The following is an 18,235-nucleotide window of genomic DNA, read 5'->3' as shown; positions in this document are numbered from 1 at the left end:
GTCACGTGGGCCGGTAAGAGACCCCTAAAGGGTTCCTGTGAGCGGCCCGTCCGTCACAGACCCGGAATCCCCCCGTCACGAAGCAGCTCCACGAAGATGCGGTGGTCCTCGCGCGCGCGTGCCGCGTAGGCGTGCGCGAAGTCGACGAGCAGCGGCGCGAAGCCCTCCTCGTCCCCCGCGATCGCCGCGTCGATGGCCCGCTCGGTGGAGAACGGCACCAGCGACTCGCCCGAGGTGTCGTCCGCCGCCGCGTGCATGGCGGCCGTGGCCCGGCCCAGGTCGGCGACCACCTGCGCGATCTCCTCCGCATCGTCGATGTCGTCCCAGTCCAGGTCCACGGCGTACGGCGAGACCTCGGTGACCAGCCGGCCCGCTCCGTCCAGCTCGGTCCAGCCCAGCCACGGGTCGGTGTGCGCCTGGAGAGCGCGCCGGCAGACCACCGTGCGGTGGCCCTCGTGCTGGAAGTGGTCGCGGACGGCCAGGTCCATGACGTGCCGGGAGGCCGCCGCGGTGTGGGCCCGCTGGACGGAGATCACCACGTCGTGCTCCAGGGCGTCGCTGTGGCCCTCCAGCAGGATGTCGTAGGACAGGGCGGCCGTGCCGATCCCGCGGCGGCCGACGACGTCCTTGACGCGGTAGGACTCCGGGCGGGCCAGCGACGCGTCCGGCAGGGACTCCAGATAGCCGTCGAAGGCCGCGAGGACCTTGTAGCGGGTGGCGGCGTCCAGCTCGACCGCGCCGCCGCCGGGCGCGAAGCGGCGCTCGAAGTCGCGGATCTCCGTCATCGACTCCAGCAGTCCGGTACGGGTCAGCGCGCGGGCGTCACGCAGCGTGTCCAGGAGGGGGCCGTCGGCGGTGTCCAGCGTGAAGGGCGGCACCTCGTCGCTCTTGGCGCCGGTGGCCAGGGCGTGGATCCGGTCGCGGTAGGCGGTCGCGTAGAGCGTCACCAGCTCGGTGATCCGGTCGTCGCCGAGCGCCTTGGTGTACCCGACGAGGGCGAGGGAGGCGGCGAACCGCTTGAGGTCCCGGGTGAAGGGGCCGACGTAGGCCTCGTCGAAGCCGGTGGCGCTGAGGACCAGCCGGCCGTCGGCGTCCATGTAGGTGCCGAAGCTCTCCGCGTGCAGGTCGCCGTGGATCCACACGCGCGAGGTGCGGTCGTCCAGGTAGGGTCCGCCGCGCCGGTCGGCGGCCAGGTCGTGGTGGAAGAGGCAGGCCGTGCCCCGGTGGAAGGCGAGGGCTGAGGCCGCCGTCCTCCGCAGCCTCGTGCGGAACGCGTCCGGGTCGTCGGCCAGGAGCTCGCCGAAGGCGGTGTCGAGGACGGCGATGATCTCCTTGCCGCGCTGCTCGTCGCTGAGCTGGGGGACCGACATCGCTGACATCGCGGAGTGCCTCCTGGTGCAGGTGGTGCATGACGTGTGGAGTGGGTCCGGCAGGAGCGTTCCCCCGAACCAACGTCCGGCGGTGCGGCGGAGTGCCCGTGCTGTACCGCCTGAAGGTACGGCCGGAACGCCGCCGCGTGTCAGTGCCGGGGCATAGACTTCGACGCTGTCCCCCAGACTGTCCGATGCCCGTCGTCTATGTTGTCCATGGAGGCCGAACCGTGTCGAAGCCGCCGTTCACGCACCTGCACGTCCACACCCAGTACTCGCTGCTGGACGGTGCCGCGCGGCTGAAGGACATGTTCAACGCGTGCAACGAGATGGGCATGACGCACATCGCCATGTCCGACCACGGCAACCTCCACGGCGCGTACGACTTCTTCCACTCCGCGAAGAAGGCCGGAGTCACCCCGATCATCGGGATCGAGGCGTATGTCGCCCCGGAGTCCCGGCGCAACAAGCGCAAGATCCAGTGGGGCCAGCCGCACCAGAAGCGGGACGACGTCTCCGGTTCCGGCGGTTACACCCACAAGACGATGTGGGCGGTGAACAGGACCGGGCTGCACAACCTCTTCCGTCTCTCCTCCGACGCCTACGCCGAGGGCTGGCTCCAGAAGTGGCCCCGGATGGACAAGGAGACGATCGCCCAGTGGTCCGAGGGCATCGTCGCCTCCACCGGCTGCCCCTCCGGGGAGCTGCAGACCCGGCTGCGCCTCGGCCAGTACGACGAGGCACTGAAGGCCGCCGCCGACTACCAGGACATCTTCGGCAAGGACCGCTACTTCCTGGAGCTGATGGACCACGGCATCGACATCGAGCGCAAGGTCCGCGACGGCCTGCTGGAGATCGGCCGGAAGCTCGGCATCCCGCCCCTGGTCACCAACGACTCGCACTACACCTACGCGCACGAGGCGACGGCCCATGACGCCCTGCTGTGCATCCAGACCGGCAAGAACCTCTCCGACCCCGACCGCTTCAAGTTCGACGGCACCGGCTACTACCTGAAGTCCACCGAGGAGATGTACGCCATCGACTCCTCGGACGCCTGGCAGGAGGGCTGCGCCAACACGCTCCTGGTCGCCGAGATGGTCGACACCACCGGCATGTTCGAGAAGCGCGACCTCATGCCCAAGTTCGACATCCCCGAGGGCTACACCGAGGTCACCTGGTTCAAGGAGGAGGTCCGCCTCGGCATGGAGCGCCGCTTCCCCGGCGGCATCCCCGAGGACCGCCAGAAGCAGGTCGAGTACGAGATGGACGTCATCATCCAGATGGGGTTCCCGGGCTACTTCCTCGTGGTCGCCGACTTCATCATGTGGGCCAAGAACAACGGCATCGCGGTGGGCCCCGGCCGTGGCTCCGCGGCCGGCTCGATCGTCGCCTACGCGCTCGGCATCACCGACCTCGACCCGATCCCGCACGGCCTGATCTTCGAGCGGTTCCTCAACCCCGAGCGCATCTCCATGCCCGACGTCGACATCGACTTCGACGAGCGCAGGCGCGTCGAGGTGATCAGGTACGTGACCGAGAAGTACGGCGCCGACAAGGTCGCCATGATCGGAACCTACGGCACCATCAAGGCCAAGAACGCGATCAAGGACTCCGCGCGCGTGCTGGGCTACCCGTACGCGATGGGCGACCGGATCACCAAGGCCATGCCCGCCGACGTCCTCGGCAAGGGCATCCCGCTGTCCGGCATCACCGACCCCGAGCACCCCCGCTACTCGGAGGCGGGCGAGGTCCGGGGGATGTACGAGAACGAGCCGGACGTGAAGAAGGTCATCGACACCGCACGCGGTGTGGAGGGCCTGGTCCGGCAGATGGGCGTGCACGCGGCCGGCGTGATCATGTCCAGCGAGACCATCACCGAGCACGTCCCGGTCTGGGTCAGGCACACGGACGGCGTGACCATCACGCAGTGGGACTACCCGAGCTGCGAGTCGCTCGGCCTGCTGAAGATGGACTTCCTCGGCCTGCGCAACCTCACGATCATGGACGACGCCGTCAAGATGGTGAAGTCCAACAAGGGGATCGACATCGATCTCCTCGGCCTGGAGCTGGACGACCCCAAGACCTTCGAACTGCTCCAGCGCGGCGACACCCTCGGCGTCTTCCAGTTCGACGGCGGCCCGATGCGCTCGCTGCTGCGCCTGATGAAGCCGGACAACTTCGAGGACATCTCCGCCGTCTCGGCCCTGTACCGGCCGGGCCCGATGGGCATGAACTCCCACACCAACTACGCCCTGCGCAAGAACGGCCAGCAGGAGATCACGCCCATCCACCCGGAGCTGGAGGAGCCGCTCAAGGAGGTCCTGGACGTCACCTACGGCCTGATCGTCTACCAGGAGCAGGTGCAGAAGGCCGCCCAGATCGTCGCCGGCTACTCGCTCGGCGAGGCCGACGTGCTGCGGCGCGTGATGGGCAAGAAGAAGCCCGAGGAACTGGCGAAGAACTTCACCATCTTCCAGGACGGCGCCCGCAACAAGGGCTTCAGCGACGAGGCCATCCAGGCCCTGTGGGACGTGCTGGTCCCCTTCGCCGGCTACGCGTTCAACAAGGCCCACTCGGCCGCGTACGGCCTGGTGTCGTACTGGACCGCCTACCTCAAGGCCAACCACCCCGCCGAGTACATGGCCGGCCTGCTGACCTCCGTCAAGGACGACAAGGACAAGTCGGCGGTCTACCTCAACGAGTGCCGCCGCATGGGCATCCGGGTGCTCCCGCCCAACGTCAACGAGTCCCAGTCGAACTTCGCCGCGCAGGGCGACGACGTGATCCTCTTCGGCCTGTCCGCGGTGCGCAACGTCGGCACCAACGTAGTCGAGTCGATCATCAAGTCCCGCAAGGCCAAGGGGAAGTACGCCTCGTTCCCCGACTACCTCGACAAGGTCGAGGCGGTGGTCTGCAACAAGCGCACCACGGAGTCGCTGATCAAGGCCGGCGCCTTCGACGAGATGGGGCACACCCGCAAGGGCCTCACCGCGCACTACGAGCCCATGATCGACAACGTGGTCGCGGTCAAGCGCAAGGAGGCCGAGGGGCAGTTCGACCTCTTCGGCGGGATGGGCGAGGAGCCCAGCGGTGAGCCCGGCTTCGGCCTCGACGTGGAGTTCTCCACCGAGGAGTGGGACAAGACGTATCTGCTCGCCCAGGAGCGGGAGATGCTCGGTCTGTACGTCTCCGACCACCCGCTCTTCGGCCTGGAGCACGTGCTCGCGGACAAGGCCGACGCGGGCATCGCCCAGCTCACCGGCGGCGAGCACGCCGACGGCGCGGTCGTCACCATCGGCGGCATCATCTCCGGCCTCCAGCGTAAGATGACCAAGCAGGGCAACGCCTGGGCGATCGCCACCGTCGAGGACCTGGCCGGCTCCATCGAGTGCATGTTCTTCCCGGCGACCTACCAGCTGGTGTCGACCCAACTCGTCGAGGACGCCGTGGTGTTCGTCAAGGGTCGGCTCGACAAGCGGGAGGACGTGCCGCGCCTGGTGGCGATGGAGCTGATGATCCCCGACCTGTCGAACGCGGGGAGCAATGCGCCGGTGGTCCTCACCATCCCGGCGCTGAAGGTGACCCCGCCCATGGTCAGCCGCCTCGGCGAGATCCTCAGCCACCACAAGGGCGACAGCGAGGTCCGCATCAAGCTCCAGGGGCCGAGCAGGACGACCGTGCTGCGTCTTGACCGGCACCGGGTCAAGCCGGATCCGGCGCTGTTCGGCGATCTGAAGGTATTGCTCGGCCCGTCCTGCCTGGCCGGCTGAGACGAACGAGGGGCGTACCCGTGCGCATCGGGTACGCCCCTCGTCGATTACCGGCTTACCGCACGTGCTCAACAGCCCATGAAACGCGCTCAGTTGTGACCGAAGCGCTTCTGACGTCCCTTGCGGGCCATGGCAGTCGGACTCGTCTGCGGCCCGTGGGCGTGGTGCTCGGACGGCTGCTCCGACGCGGAGTGCTCCGTCTCCTGCGGGCCGTTCGCGGCCACGGACGCCTTCTGCCGGCTGCGGTCCTGCTTGCGGTTCTTGGCCATGGTGATCAGCCTCCTGTGGGGGATCTAGGGGCCAGGGCCGGGACCAGATTCACATAGGCCGACAATGAACGCATGTTGGATAATTACCGTATGTAACGCGGGGTGTCGGCGCGCGGGCGCCCGAAACGCCACGCCGAAGATCGAGTTCGGGCCGTTAACCCCGGCCGGGTCGGGCAGACTCGAAGCACATCCCGAAGCACATCCCTGAGCAACCTCCCGGAAAGAGGGTGGATCGCGTGGACCGCTGCATCGTCCTGGTGGACGCCGGGTATCTGCTGGGCGCCGCGGCCAGTCTCCTTGCCGGGGAGCCGTCGCGCTCCCGGATCACCGTCGACCACACCGCCCTCGTGCAGGGGCTGCGTGAACAGGCCGAGTGCGACACGGAGCGGCCCCTGTTGCGCATCTACTGGTTCGACGGCGCGCCCGACCGCGTACCGCAGCCCGAGCACCGTCGGCTGCGCGTGATGCCCCGGGTCACCGTCCGGCTCGGCGCGCTCACCCGCAGCGACGGGCGCTGGGCGCAGAAGGGCGTGGACGCCGCGATGCACGCCGAACTGACCGAACTGGCCCGCAACCGCGCCTGCTCCGACGTCGTCCTCGTCACCGGCGACGGCGATCTGCTGCCCGGCATGATGGCCGCCAAGGAACACGGCGTCGCCGTCCACCTGTGGGCGGTGCAGGCCGCCGACGGCGACTACAACCAGTCCGAGGACCTGGTCGCCGAGGCCGACGAGCGGCGCGTGCTGGACCGCACCTGGATCACCAAGGCCGTACGCGCCAAGGAACTCGGCGGTGTCTGCGCGCCACCGCCCGCGCCCCGTCCCGAGATCGCCGCGATCCTCTCCGCGCCGCTGCCCGAGTCCACACTCACCCAGCCCGCCGAGAGCCCCGCCGAAGAACGGCAGCACCCGGCCGCAGTCGCGGGGCGCGGCGCGGCCGAGGAGCGGGTGACCGTCGCCAAGGGCGTGCCCACCCCCAAGGACCTCGCCGCCCTGCGCGCCCCCGGCACCCCGCCCGCGCAGCACCCCACCACGGCGACCCTGCGCTGGTCCTCGGACCGCGGCTGGGTGGACCGGCCGGGCCAGCCCGGCGAACCCGCCGAGGCCGCCTCCATGCCGACGCTCGCCCAGCTGACGACGGCCGAGCAGCGCTGGGCGGACCGGGAGGAGGACATCACGACCGTCGGCGGCGACCCGTACGAGGTGGGGCAGGTCTTCGCCCGGCGCTGGGTGGAGCGGCTGGGCGACCCCGCGCACCTTCAGAAACTGTCGTCGATGTACCCCCGCATCCCGCACCGCGTCGACGGCGAGCTGCTGCGCTACGCCGCCCGCTTCGGACTGCTCGCGCACAAGGACGACCAGATCGACGAGCACGACCGGTATGCCATCCGCGCCGGGTTCTGGCGGGAGATCGACGTACGGACGTCCACCGAGCGCGCTCCCGCAGGCGACTGAACCGCGGGACCGGACCGGCTCGAGGCGCCCCGAGGGCGAGGAGGACTCCGCGACCCCGTACCCTCGTCCCTTGTGAGTACGCGCACGGCACAGGCACTTCGCCCCGGGGACGACGTCGTGTGCGCGGTGCGCGGACTGACCAGGACCTACCCCGCGGTGCGCGGCCGACGCGGTGCCCCCGGGACGCCCGCGGTGCTGGCCACCGACGCGGTCGAGCTCGACGTCCGGCGCGGCGAGATCTTCGGACTGCTCGGGCCGAACGGCGCCGGCAAGTCCACCCTCGTACGCCAGCTCACCGGGCTGCTGCGCCCCGACAGCGGCACGGTCGAGATCCTCGGCCACGACATCGTGGCGCACCCCGAGCGGGCCGCGCGGATCCTCGCCTACCTCGGGCAGGAGTCCTCCGCCCTGGACGAGCTGACCGTCTCGCTCGCCGCCGAGACCACCGGGCGGCTGCGCGGCCTGGACCTCAGGCGGGCGCGCGCCGAGCGGGACGCCGTCCTCGACGAACTCGGTCTCGCGCCGATCGCCGGGCGCCCGCTGAAGAAGCTCTCCGGCGGCCAGCGGCGGCTCGCCTGCTTCGCGGCCGCGCTGGTCGGCGAACGCCCGCTGCTCGTGCTCGACGAGCCGACCACCGGCATGGACCCGGTGGCCCGGCGGGCGGTGTGGTCCGCCGTCGACCGGCGGCGGGCCGAACACGGCACGACCGTCGTCCTGGTCACCCACAACGTCATCGAGGCCGAGACCGTCCTGGACCGGGTCGCCGTCCTGGACCGGGGCCGGGTCATCGCCTGCGACACCCCGGCCCGGCTCAAGGAGCGCGTCTCCGGCGAGGTGCGGGTCGAGCTGGTGTGGCGGGAGCAGGCACCCCTGGAGGTGGCGGCGGTCGCCGCGCTCAGGGAGCGGGCCGTGGAGTCGGGGCGCCGCTGGACGCTGCGGCTGGCGCCCGAGGAGGCCCGCGCCGCCGTCGCCACGGTCACCGGCGGGGCCGCCTTCGCCGCCCTGGACGACTTCACCCTGACCACGCCCAGCCTGGAGGACGTGTACCTGGCACTGGGCGGCGCCGCCCGGCAGGGGCTGGTGAAGGCATGAACGCTGGGACCGACGGATTCGGCGGGGACCACGCAGGGGACTACTTCGCAAGGGACTACTTCGTAGGGGACCGCGCGGGCGCCGGGGGGAACACGTCCGGCGCGGGAGACGCGACCGCGCCCGCCGTGCGGGCCGCGTTCGCCGCCGTGGACAAGCCGGCCGCGCTCGCTGCCGCAGGGAAGAGGAGCAGTTCGACGTGAGTGTCGTACCCGCCGGTGTGCTGCCGGGCGCGACGGCCGTACAGGACGGCAGTGCCGCCAAGGCGGCCGTGCTCGGGCCGCGGGCACGGCTGTGGCCCTCGCTGGCCGCCGTGTACCGGGCCCAGCTGTCCCGGGCGCGGGTGGCGCGGATCCCGCTGCTGTTCGTGGCGACCTTCCAGTCCGTCGGCATCATGATCATGATGCGGGGTGTGGTGAGCGGCGGCGGGGAGGCCCGGTTCGTGGTGTCCGGCGCCTCGGTCGTCGTCGTCGCCTACGTGGCCCTGAACCTGCTCGCCCAGTACTTCGGGCAGCTGCGGGCCAGCGGCGGGCTCGACCACTACGCGACCCTGCCGGTGCCGCCCGCGGCCGTGGTGCTGGGCGCGGCGGCCGCGTACGCCTCCTTCACGGTGCCGGGCACACTCGTGACCGCGGTCTTCGGGTGCGTGCTGTTCGGGCTGCCGCTCGGCAACCTGTGGGTGCTGGTGGTGGTGATCCCGCTCGCCGGTGCCGCGCTCTCCGGGCTCGGCGCGGCCTGCGGGCTGCTCGCACCGCGCCCTGAACTGGCCACCCTGCTGGGTCAGTTGGGCATGTCCGCGGCGCTGCTGCTGGGCGTGCTGCCCCCCGACCGCATGCCCGAGGCGGTACGGCTCCTGCGCGACCTGCTGCCGTCCACGTACGGTGTGGAGGCGTACGCGCACACCTTCGCGGCCCGTCCCGACTGGGCTCTGGTGGCCGGTGACATGGCCGTCTGCGCCGGGGTCGGGGTGGTCTCGCTGGCCGTCGCCACCTGGGCCTATCGCCGGGCTGCCGTCCGGTGACGCGGCCGTCCCCCGCACCTGGCACGATGACAAGGTGACAGCTCCGTTGACTCCGCCACCGCCGCCGCACCGGCGCTCCTCACAGCAGTCCGGGCCGTCCGGGTCCTCAGATCCCTCTGAGCGCTCAGAGCCCTCAGCGCGCTCAGAGTCCTCGGGTTCCTCAGGTTCCTCAGGTTCCTCGGGTTCCTCGGAGTCCTCGGAGTCCTCGGAGTCCGGGCAGGCCCGGCAGCCGGGGCCGGTCTCGCCCTGGCAGGTGCCGCCCGCCGGAGCCCGGCCGGTGAGCGCCTACGAACAGGACGGGCCCGGATGGGCGGCCGAGATCCGGGAGGCCCTCGTCGTCATGGTCGCCGTGGCGCTCTGCGGGGTGCCGCTGGGACTGCTCTGGCTGCGGCTGGCGCCGAGGGTGCCGCTGATCGCCGATGTGTCGGGGAGCAACTGGGTCGTCTACCTCAAGGACACCGAGGGGGAGCAGGCGATCGGCGTCGACGGCACGTTCACGCTGCTGGCCCTGGCCCTCGGCGTGCTGAGCGCGGTGGCCGTCTTCCTGTGGCGGCGGCGCGGAGGCGTGCCGCTGGTGGTGGCCCTGTGCGTCGGAGGACTGCTCGGGTCGCTGCTGGCGTGGCGGCTCGGGGTGTGGCTCGGGCCCGAGCAGAACGTGATCGCCCACGCCAAGGCGGTGGGCAAAGGTGTGACGTTCCCGGCACCGCTGAAGCTCCAGGCCCAGGGTGCGCTGCTGGCCTGGCCGCTGGCCGCGCTGCTCGTCCACCTGGGGATGACGGCCCTGTTCGGGCCGCGGGACCCGGAGCCGGACACGGCGCCGTTCGGACCGACCCTGCCACCGGTGTGAGCCGTACGCGGTGAGTCGTACGCCCCGGTCGTCCTGCGGGCGCCGGAGCAGCCGTGGGGCGGTCCGGCGCCCGGGTCGGGGCGTGGGGTCACGCCGGGCGGTGGCCGTGATTCGCATGGCCCTTCTTCATGCGCCATGAGCGCTTGCGGGTCCTCTTCGACATGTCTCCATACCAGCCCAATCCGGGCCGTTCGTCGAGTGGACGGCACCGGGCCGGCGGGGCCGGTCACGTCATGGTGTCGAGGAAGGCGGCCAGAACCCGCTCGAACGCCTGGTCGTCGACGGTCGCCGGGTCGACGGCGGCCAGTGCCGCGCTGAGGTGCGGATGGTCGCCCTCGCCGCCCGTCGTGCCGGTGAGGTGGCCGAAGCCCGCGGCGAAGGGGGCCAAGGCGGCGCCGAGCGCCAGGTAGTCGATGGCGAGCAGGATCCGCATCGCGTCGTCGGCCGGCCGGCCCGCCCGCAGCAGGGCGGCCACCATGCCGTCGTAGTGGCTCAGGGCCATGGTGGTGCGCACCGAGCGTCCGCCGATCAGGCCGACCGCGTTCGGATGGGCGCCGAAGGCGCGGCGGTAGGAGCGGGCGAGGGCGGCGATCCCGGTGTGCGGGTCGGGGGAGTCCAGCGCGCTGAAGTCGATCTTTTCGATGATGAGTTCGGTGACCGCGTCGAGGATGTCGTCGCGTGAGGGGACGTGGTTGTAGAGCGAGGGCGCCCGGACCCCCAGCCGGTCGGCGATCCGGCGGACGGTGAGCGCGTCGGCCCCCTCCTCGTCGATGACCGCCAGCGCCGCCCCGGCGATGGTCCGCCGGCTCAGCCCCGCCCCTCCGGCCCTGGCCATGCGCCCTCCCCTTCCGCTTCTCTCCCCGCGCTCGCCTGCGTGGACGCGTGCGGACGCGGCACCGGTGGAGTCTAGCGAGCCGCCCGGAAGTGCTGGGGAACGAGGTATTCCCACCGGCACCCAGGACGTCTACAGTGCGTGACTAACTTAGTTAGTTAACGCGAAGGAGTCCCCTGTGCAGGAGGACACCCCTGTCGGCTCCGCCCTTACGGGCGGTTCCCCGACGGCTCCCCCGACGGCCCCCGCGGCGGACGCCGACGCCGCCCGGCTGCGCGAACTCGGCTACGAACCGGAACTGCGCCGCGGGCTGGGCGTGTTCGGCAACGTGGCCATGGGTTTCGCCACCATCTCGCCCGTCGTCGGCCTCTACGCCGTCGCGCTGATCGGCACCGTCGTGGCCGGACCCGCCTGGGTGTGGGCCCTGCCGGTGTGTCTGCTCGGCCAGTGCCTGCTGCTGGTCGTCTACTCCGAACTCGCCTCACAGTTCCCCGTGTCGGCCGGCGCCTACCAGTGGACCCGTCGGCTGATCGGCCCCGGCTACGCCTGGCTCAACGGCTGGCTGGCCCTGTTCGGTGCCCTGGTCGCCAACACCACCATCGCCTACCTGGCCGCCCCCTGGGTGCTCTCGGTGGCCGGCCTCGCCCCGACCGCGGCGCGCACGACCGCCGTCGCCGCCGGATTCGTCATTCTGTGCTCACTGCTCAACGGCCTCGGCGTGGACGTGCTGCGCCGGGCGCTCGCCCTGGGCGTGGCCGCGGAGGCGGTGGCCTCGGTGCTGGTGGGCTTCGCCCTGCTGCTGGTCTTCCGGCAGCAGCCCTGGTCGCTGCTGTTCGACAGCCTGGGCGCCCAGTCCCTGTCCGGCGGCTCCTTCACCACCGCGTTCGTCACCGCCGTCGCGATCGGCGGCTGGGCCTTCATCGGCTTCGACGCCTGCGTGGCCACCGCCGAGGAGACCCGCGACGCGGCCCGGCACGTGCCGCGCGCCGTGTGGATCGCGCTGCTCAGCGTGGGTGCCATGGTCATCGTGGGCGCCGTCGCCACCGAACTGGCCCACCCCGACCCGGCCGCCGTGGTCGCGGGCAAGGACGCCGACCCGGTGTCCACCGCGGTCGCCGCGTCCTTCGGCTCCTGGTCCGCCAAGCCCTTCGCGGTGGTCGTGGTGATCGCGTTCCTCGCCTGCGGCCTGGCCGCCCAGGGCGCCTGCGCCCGCAACCTCTACTCCATCGCCCGTGACGACGTACTGCCCGGATCACGGCAGCTGAAGCGGGTCAGCGGGCGTCAGGTGCCGGTCGTCGCCCTGAGCGTGGTCACCGTCGTGGGCCTGGCCGGACTGGTGTTCACCCTGAACGGCTCGGCCGTCGCCGCCCTGCTGACCTTCGGCAGCGCGGGCCTGTATCTGCAGTTCCTGCTGATCGCCGTGGCCGCGCTGATCGCCCGGCTGCGCGGCACCTGGGTGCCGTCGGGACATGTCCGCCTCGGCCGCCTGGGCACCGTCGCCAACGTCCTGGCGGTGCTGTGGCTCGGCTTCGAACTGATCAACATCGCCTGGCCGCGCAGCGTGCTCGCGCCACCCGGCGCCCCCTGGTGGGTCATCTGGGCCGCGCCCCTGGTCACCGCGATCGCCCTGGCCGTCGGCCTGGTGTACCTGGCCGTCGCCCGGCCGCAGGACAAGGTCCGCCGCAGCGCCGCCTTCGCCGACTCCGGCCCCGCCGTCTGAACCGCCTCGCACCGCACCACCCCCGCACCACCAGGAGGAGCAGCTCCGCATGTCCCCGCAGACCGCACTCGTCATCACCGGCGCAACGGTGCACACTCTGGACCCCGCCCACCCGGCGGCCACCGCCGTCGCCGTCTCCGGCGGCCTGATCACCGCCGTCGGCACGGACGCCGAGATCCGTGCGCTGGCCGGTCCCGGCACCGAGGAGCTGGACGGGCGCGGACTGACCGTCACCCCCGGTCTTGTCGACTCCCACCAGCACCCGCTGATGGGCATCGCCCAGTCCCGGGGGCTGGACCTCATGGACGCGCACGACCTGGACACCGTGCTGGCCCGGCTGCGCGCCGAAGCCGACCGGCTCGGGCCGGACGACTGGGTGGTGGCCCACGGCGTCCAGTACAACGCCTTCGGCACCCGGCCCCTGCACCGCTCGCTGATCGACGAGGCCGTGGGCGGCCGGCCCGCCTTCCTGTGGATGGTCGACGGGCACACGGCGCTGCTGAGCAGCGACGGCCTGCGGCGGGCGGGCATCAGCGGCGAGCGGGAGTTCGCCGACAGCTCGCGGATCGTGGTCGAGGACGACGGCACGCCCACCGGCGAGCTGCACGAACTCCAGGCGGTGCTGCTGGGGCAGGCGGCGGTGCCGGCCCCCACCACCGAGGAGTTCGCAGCACGGCTCAAGGAGCTGTTCGCCGCCCAGAACCGGACCGGCGTCACCGGCGTGCACATCCTCGACTTCATGCCCGGCACCGACGACGTCCTGCGCCTGCTCGACTCCCGTGACGAGCTGACCGTACGCACCCTGCTGGCCCCCTGGTGCCTGCCCGGCTCCACGGACGCCACCGTCGAACTGATCGCCCGGCTGCGCGAGCGCGGCGGACGGCTGTGGCGCACCGGCGCGGTCAAGCTCTTCGTGGACGGCGCGGTGGACGGCGGTGGCGCCTGGCTCTGCCACGCCGACCACCTCGGGCAGAACGACCGGTCCCTCTGGCGCGACCCCGAGGCGTACCGCGCGGCCGTCGCCACCTTCACCGCCCTCGGCCTGCCCTGCTTCACCCACGCCATCGGGGACGAGGGCGTCGCCTACGCGCTCCAGGCCTACGCCGACGCCGGGAAGCCCGTGGGCGGCGGACGCCACCGGATCGAGCACATCGAGGTGCTGCACGACGAGCACGTGGCGCGCTTCGCGGAGCTGGACGTCGTCGCCTCGATGAACCCCACCCACATGGACTGGACCCTCCCGGACGGCAACGACAACTGGTCGCGCCGGGTGGGCCCCGTGCACGCGGGCCAGGCGTGGCGCTACGCCGACATCCTGGCCGCCGGCGGCCAGGTCGCCCTCGCCTCGGACTGGCCCATCGCGCCCTACGATCCGCGCGAGGTCATGGCCGGCGCCGTGCTGCGCAGGCCCGCCGGACAGACCGGCCGCGCCCCGCACCTGCCCGGGCAGGCCCTCACCCCGCTGCAGGCCCTGCGCGGCTACACCGTCGGCGCCGCGTACGGCGCCGGCGAGGAGGCGGTCGCGGGCCGGATCGCCCCCGGACTGCGCGCCGATCTGACGGTGTTCGCGGGCGACCCGCTGAACTGCCCGGCCGACGAGCTGCCGCGGCTGCCGGTGGCGGCCACCGTGGTCGACGGCCGCGTGGTGCACCGCGCCGGTGTGTGAGGCACGGTGCTGCCGGTCACGCGCGTGCGATCGGTGCCAGCGTCGCGTCCGTGAGGTGGGCGAGGTCGCCGGGGGACAGTTCCACCTCCAGGCCGCGGCGGCCCGCCGAGACGCAGATGGTGGTGTGGGCGGGGGCCGAGTCGTCCAGGACCGTGGGAAGCCTCTTGCGCTGGCCGAGGGGGGAGATGCCGCCGCGGACGTAGCCGGTGGTGCGCTCCGCGAGGGCGGGATCGGCCATCGCCGCGCGCTTGCCGCCGACCGCTGCCGCCAGGGCCTTGAGGTCCAGGGAGCCCGCGACCGGCACCACGGCCACCGTCAGGGCGCCGTCGACGTCCGCCACCAGGGTCTTGAAGACCCGGTCCGGGGAGACGCCCATCGCCTCGGCCGCCTCCTCGCCGTAGGAGGGGTGGGAGGGGTCGTGGTCGTAGGCGTGCACGGTGTAGTGCACGCCCGCCGCGGTCAGCGCCACCGTCGCCGGGGTGCCGCCCGACCCCTTTTCCTGCTTTCCCTGCTTTCCCTGCATTCCCTGCTGCTTCTTCGCCTTCTTGGCCATCCCGACCCGTTCCCTCGGTCCTTCAGTTGAGACTCGTCGGGCCGCGGGTCAGCTCCGCGGCCGGCAACGAGGGCAGGCTACGGAGGATCGCCGTCTCCCCGCGAAGGAGTTTCAGCTCGTCACGCAGCCGGGAGGAGATGTCGGGCGCCTGGAGCAGCCGCTGCTTCGTCGGGATGTCGAGCATCATCGCCGCCGCCACCAGGTACGACACCACGCTCGGCTCGTCCGGCAGCTCCGCGGCCGTCGACAGCGACCGCTCCCGCGCGCCCGCCAGCCGCTTCTGGTACTGGCGGAAGGACCGCAGCACGCCTTCGGCCAGCGCGCCCGCCTCGTCGCCGGGCTCCTCGGTCAGCTCCCGCAGCTCCGCCACGAGGAACGGGCCGGAGGCGTCCACCGACAGCAGCCGGACCCGGGTCGTGCCCGTGGCCAGCACCTCGAAGGTGCCGTCGGCCCGCTCCCGGATCGTCGCCGCGTCCGCCACACAGCCCACGGAGTGGAAGGCCTTGGCCGGGTCGGAGCCGAACCCGGCGGTGGGGCCGCGGTCGGGCAGCGCCATCGGATCGGGCATGCCCGGGGCGCTGACGGCCACCTCGTGGCCGTCGCGGATCGCGACGACGGCGAACCGGCGCGGTTCGTCCTCGGGTGTCTTCAGCAGCGCGCGCATCATGGCGCGGTAGCGCTCCTCGAAGACGTTCAGGGGCAGCACCAGCCCCGGGAACAGCACCGTGTTCAGGGGGAAGAGCGGAAGGCGGACGGTGGTCACGGCGCAAAAGCCTAATGCTCGCCGCGACCGGCGCGTCCGCCGAGCCCGTATCGAGGGCGCCGGGACGGCCGCGGGGGCGGTGCCGACCCCAGATCGGCACGCAGTTCCAGGAAGAGGCCCAGCGGGTCGTCCGACAGCCGGTCCCAGGGGAAGGAGGTGGCGTACGGGCCGATGAGGCGCAGCTGCGCGAGGGCGTCATCGTGGCGTCCGAGCCGCAGCAGGACGCAGGTCAGCAGGTTGCGCATCTCCGCGGGCCAGGTCACGGCCGCCGGGAAGCGGGCGGAGAACGCGATCGCCCGGTCGGCCGCCGCGTGCAGCCGGGCCCGCGGCACCTGCGGCCCGCAGCCGTCGGTCAGGCAGGCGTAGGCGGCCCGCACCGGCAGTGCCTGGACGAGCGAGTCGGCCGGGGCGTCCTGGGCGGCCAGGTCGGCGAAGTCGCAGCACGCGCGGTGCGAGCCGCGCCAGGCGGCGGCCAGATAGCGCAGGGCGGCCACATGGCAGCCGTAGTGGTGCGGGGCACGGCGGACCGCGGCCGCCCACAGCTCCTCGAAGTACCGGTGCCCGGCGCGGCTGCCGCGCGCGTGGTCCAGCGCGACCCGCCACGGCACCGGGTCCCGGCCGTCGGCGCGTGCGGCGGCCGTGATCAGCGGGCTGACCGCGCGCAGCAGCTCGGTCCGCGCGGGCGAGGGCCAGGCGCGGTCGACCGCGAGCTGGGCGGCGACCAGCAGCGCGTCCGGGTCGTGCGGGGCGGCGGCGCGCCACGCGTCCAGCCACTCCGGGCGCGAGCGGGCGATGGCGGCGAGCCGGGTCGCGTACCGGTCGCGCTCCTCCCACCGGGCCCCCTCCCGGGTGCCGGCGAGCAGTGCCGCGGCGGGCCGGTACACGCCCCGGGCGGCGGCGACCAGCGCCGGGCCGAGGGGCTCGTCCGGCGCGTCGAGGAGCACCTCGTCGTCGGGGACGAGCCCGGCGGTGGTGAGCCCGGCAGCGGGGCGGGGGGCGGTTCTTGCCATCCGGGTGGGGCGGATGAACGCGGGCAGCGATGCCATGGTGCCGACCATTGAAAGACGCAGGTCGCGGACGCGCCAGGGGGTTCGGGCAAGGCGAGGAAAGTTGTACGGCGGACAGTCAAGGTCAAGTAAAAGGTGACGGTTCAACAACTGTGGACACGCTGTGCGGGAGCGGCGGAGAACGGCTCCGCCTAGCCCCGCCGCAGCAGCCGTGTGGCGCCCGCCGCCACCGTGGTGGCCAGGGTCCAGCCCAGCAGGATCAGCGCCGCGCCGAGCCACTGCCAGCCGCCGTGCAGCTGCCACTCCCGCGCCTGGCCCAGATCGACGACCGGCAGCAGCAGGTCCAGGGCGAACAGGGCGGGGTTCCACTCCGGGTGGCCGCCGGGGTCGGCCGGGGGTGGGCCCGCGCGCGCGAAGGCGAGCGAGCCGGCCGCCCACAGCACCGCCATCCACACCGCGGCCCGGCCCGGCCGGTACCCGTAGGCCACCGTCCAGTCCTGCACGTACCCCACGAGCTTGGCGGCGAGCGGCAGGGTCTCGCGGCGGCGGCGCTGCTTGGCCAGCAGCACCTCGCGCGCGTCCACGTCCTCGCCCGCCTCCCGCAGCACGGCGGCCAGCCGCTCGTACGGTTCCGGGTTGTACTCGGCGGTCGCCGCCGCCACCCAGTCCAGCCGCGCGGTCAGCGGGAACGGGCCCCGCGGCACCAGGTTCTCGTAGGCGAAGCCGCCCATGTGCAGACTGCCCGGGCCCGGCCAGCTGCTCGCCCGGTCGACGAGGGTGACGACCCGCGCCCCGGACAGCAGCACCTGCCCGCGCGGCGGACGCTCCCCGAGGAAGCGCAGCTCCGGCGTCTGCACCCGGCGCAGCGACAGCACCTGCTCGTCGGTCAGGGTGAAACGGGCCCGCTCCAGATCGACGGCGTCGCCGAACCGCCCGTCGTCCAGACGCACCCCGCCCCGGCACTCGAAGGGCTGAATCCGCGTGCCGTGCGCGGGCGTGACCCCGCTCAGCGGGCCGCCCACGCCCGCCGGGGTGAGGTACAGGGTGCGCTCCACGGTGAGCTGCGGCGCGTTCAGCGCGAACTGCTCCCGCGGGTTGGCGAGCCGCGCGCCGCGCAGGCTCAGCGAGACGCCTATCTTCGCGCTGCGCAGGCTGAACTCGCCGTACGACTCCAGCAGCTCCGCCTGGAGGTCCTGGCCCACCGTCATCCCGTCGGCGGTGATCGAGCGGCCGGCCCGGTCCCGGTGCACGACCGCCTGGTTGAGCAGCAGGTCCGTGCCGATGTGCGCGTCGGTCAGCCGTATCCCGCCGGTGAACCGGCAGCGCGGCAGGTGCAGGTCGCCCTCGGTGTGCACACGCGCCGCCTCCAGCCGCGGCACCGAGCAGTCCACCAGACGCACGGTGGTGAAGTGCGCCTCCGGCAGCAGGACCTCCTGGTCGAACCGGCAGCCGTTCAGCTCCACGTACGGCAGCACCGCGCCCCCGGCGAGGTCCAGGGCGCCCGTGATCCGCAGGCCGCGGAGCTTCAGGGACGACACGCGGCCGGCGAGCGCGGGCGGCCCGTCGAGGAGCAGCCAGCAGACGACGCGCGCCCGCACGGTCCGCTCGGGCCCCCAGGGATGCCCGCCATGCGGATCGTCGACCGCGGCGTCGCCGCTGCGCAGGTCGTACACGCTGCCGTTGCGGAAGGCCTGCCACATCCCCGCCTCGGTGGCGGTCAGGTCGTCGGACAGGTCCCCCGAGTGGAAGCCGGCCCCCTCGGCCACGAGCCTCCCTCCCTCCCCCGGCTGTTCTCGGGTTGACTACGCTTCGTACAACCGGTCATGCCCGATCGGTGACGCTCTGAACACGAAACGTGAAGGCGGCCTTCCGTG

Annotated in this window: 15 protein-coding genes; 8 read left to right on the top strand and 7 right to left on the bottom strand. The window is 72.5% G+C overall.

What is annotated here, in order from left to right; genetic code table 11:
- Nucleotides 1-53: 53 nt before the first annotated feature.
- Nucleotides 54-1,370 (bottom strand): DUF2252 family protein, encoded by a 1,317-nt coding sequence (locus tag ACTYVM_RS01375; protein WP_445524251.1) that lies wholly within the window; start codon nucleotides 1,368-1,370, stop codon nucleotides 54-56.
- A gap of 230 nt (nucleotides 1,371-1,600) precedes the next feature.
- Here ACTYVM_RS01375 and dnaE point away from each other — a divergent pair, with 230 nt between their 5' ends.
- Nucleotides 1,601-5,140: a DNA polymerase III subunit alpha gene (dnaE, locus tag ACTYVM_RS01370; RefSeq protein WP_445524114.1), complete on the top strand. Its 3,540-nt coding sequence runs from the start codon at nucleotides 1,601-1,603 to the stop codon at nucleotides 5,138-5,140.
- A gap of 89 nt (nucleotides 5,141-5,229) precedes the next feature.
- Here the strand turns inward: dnaE and ACTYVM_RS01365 are convergent, their stop codons facing one another.
- On the bottom strand, nucleotides 5,230-5,409 hold the full coding sequence (locus tag ACTYVM_RS01365) for a hypothetical protein (protein ID WP_445524113.1): 180 nt from the start codon (nucleotides 5,407-5,409) through the stop codon (nucleotides 5,230-5,232).
- A gap of 236 nt (nucleotides 5,410-5,645) precedes the next feature.
- On the opposite strand from ACTYVM_RS01365, the gene ACTYVM_RS01360 reads away from it, so the two are divergent.
- From ACTYVM_RS01360 to ACTYVM_RS01340, 5 genes are all read left to right on the top strand, one after another.
- A complete protein-coding gene (locus ACTYVM_RS01360) occupies nucleotides 5,646-6,863 on the top strand; it encodes an NYN domain-containing protein (protein WP_445524112.1) in 1,218 nt (405 codons plus the stop codon).
- 117 nt (nucleotides 6,864-6,980) lie between these two features.
- On the top strand, nucleotides 6,981-7,955 hold the full coding sequence (locus ACTYVM_RS01355; RefSeq protein ID WP_400026597.1) for an ABC transporter ATP-binding protein: 975 nt from the start codon (nucleotides 6,981-6,983) through the stop codon (nucleotides 7,953-7,955).
- Nucleotides 7,952-8,155: a hypothetical protein gene (locus ACTYVM_RS01350; RefSeq protein WP_445524111.1), complete on the top strand. Its 204-nt coding sequence runs from the start codon at nucleotides 7,952-7,954 to the stop codon at nucleotides 8,153-8,155. The genes ACTYVM_RS01355 and ACTYVM_RS01350 overlap by 4 nt, the downstream gene beginning before the upstream one ends.
- Nucleotides 8,152-8,973 carry an ABC transporter permease gene (locus ACTYVM_RS01345; protein ID WP_400025935.1) on the top strand — a complete coding sequence of 274 codons (822 nt, stop codon included), beginning with the start codon at nucleotides 8,152-8,154 and terminating at the stop codon, nucleotides 8,971-8,973. The genes ACTYVM_RS01350 and ACTYVM_RS01345 overlap by 4 nt, the downstream gene beginning before the upstream one ends.
- Before the next feature lie 253 nt (nucleotides 8,974-9,226).
- A complete protein-coding gene (locus ACTYVM_RS01340) occupies nucleotides 9,227-9,820 on the top strand; it encodes a DUF2567 domain-containing protein (protein WP_445524110.1) in 594 nt (197 codons plus the stop codon).
- A 226-nt stretch (nucleotides 9,821-10,046) separates the two neighbouring features.
- Here the strand turns inward: ACTYVM_RS01340 and ACTYVM_RS01335 are convergent, their stop codons facing one another.
- Nucleotides 10,047-10,655: a TetR/AcrR family transcriptional regulator gene (locus ACTYVM_RS01335; protein WP_445524109.1), complete on the bottom strand. Its 609-nt coding sequence runs from the start codon at nucleotides 10,653-10,655 to the stop codon at nucleotides 10,047-10,049.
- A 175-nt stretch (nucleotides 10,656-10,830) separates the two neighbouring features.
- Between ACTYVM_RS01335 and ACTYVM_RS01330 the strand changes: the two genes are divergently transcribed.
- Together ACTYVM_RS01330 and ACTYVM_RS01325 are read left to right on the top strand one after the other, a co-directional pair.
- Nucleotides 10,831-12,372, top strand: coding sequence for an APC family permease (locus tag ACTYVM_RS01330; RefSeq protein ID WP_445524108.1), 1,542 nt, complete (start codon nucleotides 10,831-10,833; stop codon nucleotides 12,370-12,372).
- A gap of 49 nt (nucleotides 12,373-12,421) precedes the next feature.
- A complete protein-coding gene (locus ACTYVM_RS01325) occupies nucleotides 12,422-14,038 on the top strand; it encodes an amidohydrolase (protein ID WP_445524107.1) in 1,617 nt (538 codons plus the stop codon).
- A 16-nt stretch (nucleotides 14,039-14,054) separates the two neighbouring features.
- Here the strand turns inward: ACTYVM_RS01325 and ybaK are convergent, their stop codons facing one another.
- The 4 genes from ybaK to ACTYVM_RS01305 form a co-directional block, all read right to left on the bottom strand.
- Entirely contained in the window at nucleotides 14,055-14,591 is a 537-nt protein-coding gene (ybaK, locus tag ACTYVM_RS01320; RefSeq protein WP_445524106.1) for a Cys-tRNA(Pro) deacylase, read from the bottom strand.
- Between the two features lie 22 nt (nucleotides 14,592-14,613).
- Nucleotides 14,614-15,354, bottom strand: coding sequence for an LON peptidase substrate-binding domain-containing protein (locus ACTYVM_RS01315; RefSeq protein ID WP_445524105.1), 741 nt, complete (start codon nucleotides 15,352-15,354; stop codon nucleotides 14,614-14,616).
- A gap of 11 nt (nucleotides 15,355-15,365) precedes the next feature.
- Complete coding sequence (locus ACTYVM_RS01310) at nucleotides 15,366-16,412, bottom strand: hypothetical protein (RefSeq protein ID WP_445524104.1); 1,047 nt, start codon at nucleotides 16,410-16,412, stop codon at nucleotides 15,366-15,368.
- Nucleotides 16,413-16,552: 140 nt separating this feature from the next.
- Nucleotides 16,553-18,127 carry an oxidoreductase gene (locus ACTYVM_RS01305; RefSeq protein ID WP_445524103.1) on the bottom strand — a complete coding sequence of 525 codons (1,575 nt, stop codon included), beginning with the start codon at nucleotides 18,125-18,127 and terminating at the stop codon, nucleotides 16,553-16,555.
- Between the last annotated feature and the right edge of the window lie 108 nt (nucleotides 18,128-18,235).

This window comes from Streptomyces cyslabdanicus (genome assembly GCF_052663305.1).
This window is presented reverse-complemented; position numbering and strand designations above follow the sequence as displayed.

Bases quoted from the DNA above. Each gene is read 5' to 3' on its own strand.
- ACTYVM_RS01375 (WP_445524251.1), bottom strand. From the start codon at position 1,370: ATGTCGGTCCCCCAGCTCAGCGACGAGCAGCGCGGCAAGGAGATCATC.
- ACTYVM_RS01365 (WP_445524113.1), bottom strand. From the start codon at position 5,409: ATGGCCAAGAACCGCAAGCAGGACCGCAGCCGGCAGAAGGCGTCCGTG.
- ACTYVM_RS01350 (WP_445524111.1), top strand. From the start codon at position 7,952: ATGAACGCTGGGACCGACGGATTCGGCGGGGACCACGCAGGGGACTAC.
- ACTYVM_RS01335 (WP_445524109.1), bottom strand. From the start codon at position 10,655: ATGGCCAGGGCCGGAGGGGCGGGGCTGAGCCGGCGGACCATCGCCGGG.
- ACTYVM_RS01325 (WP_445524107.1), top strand. From the start codon at position 12,422: ATGTCCCCGCAGACCGCACTCGTCATCACCGGCGCAACGGTGCACACT.
- ybaK (WP_445524106.1), bottom strand. From the start codon at position 14,591: ATGGCCAAGAAGGCGAAGAAGCAGCAGGGAATGCAGGGAAAGCAGGGA.
- ACTYVM_RS01310 (WP_445524104.1), bottom strand. From the start codon at position 16,412: ATGGTCGGCACCATGGCATCGCTGCCCGCGTTCATCCGCCCCACCCGG.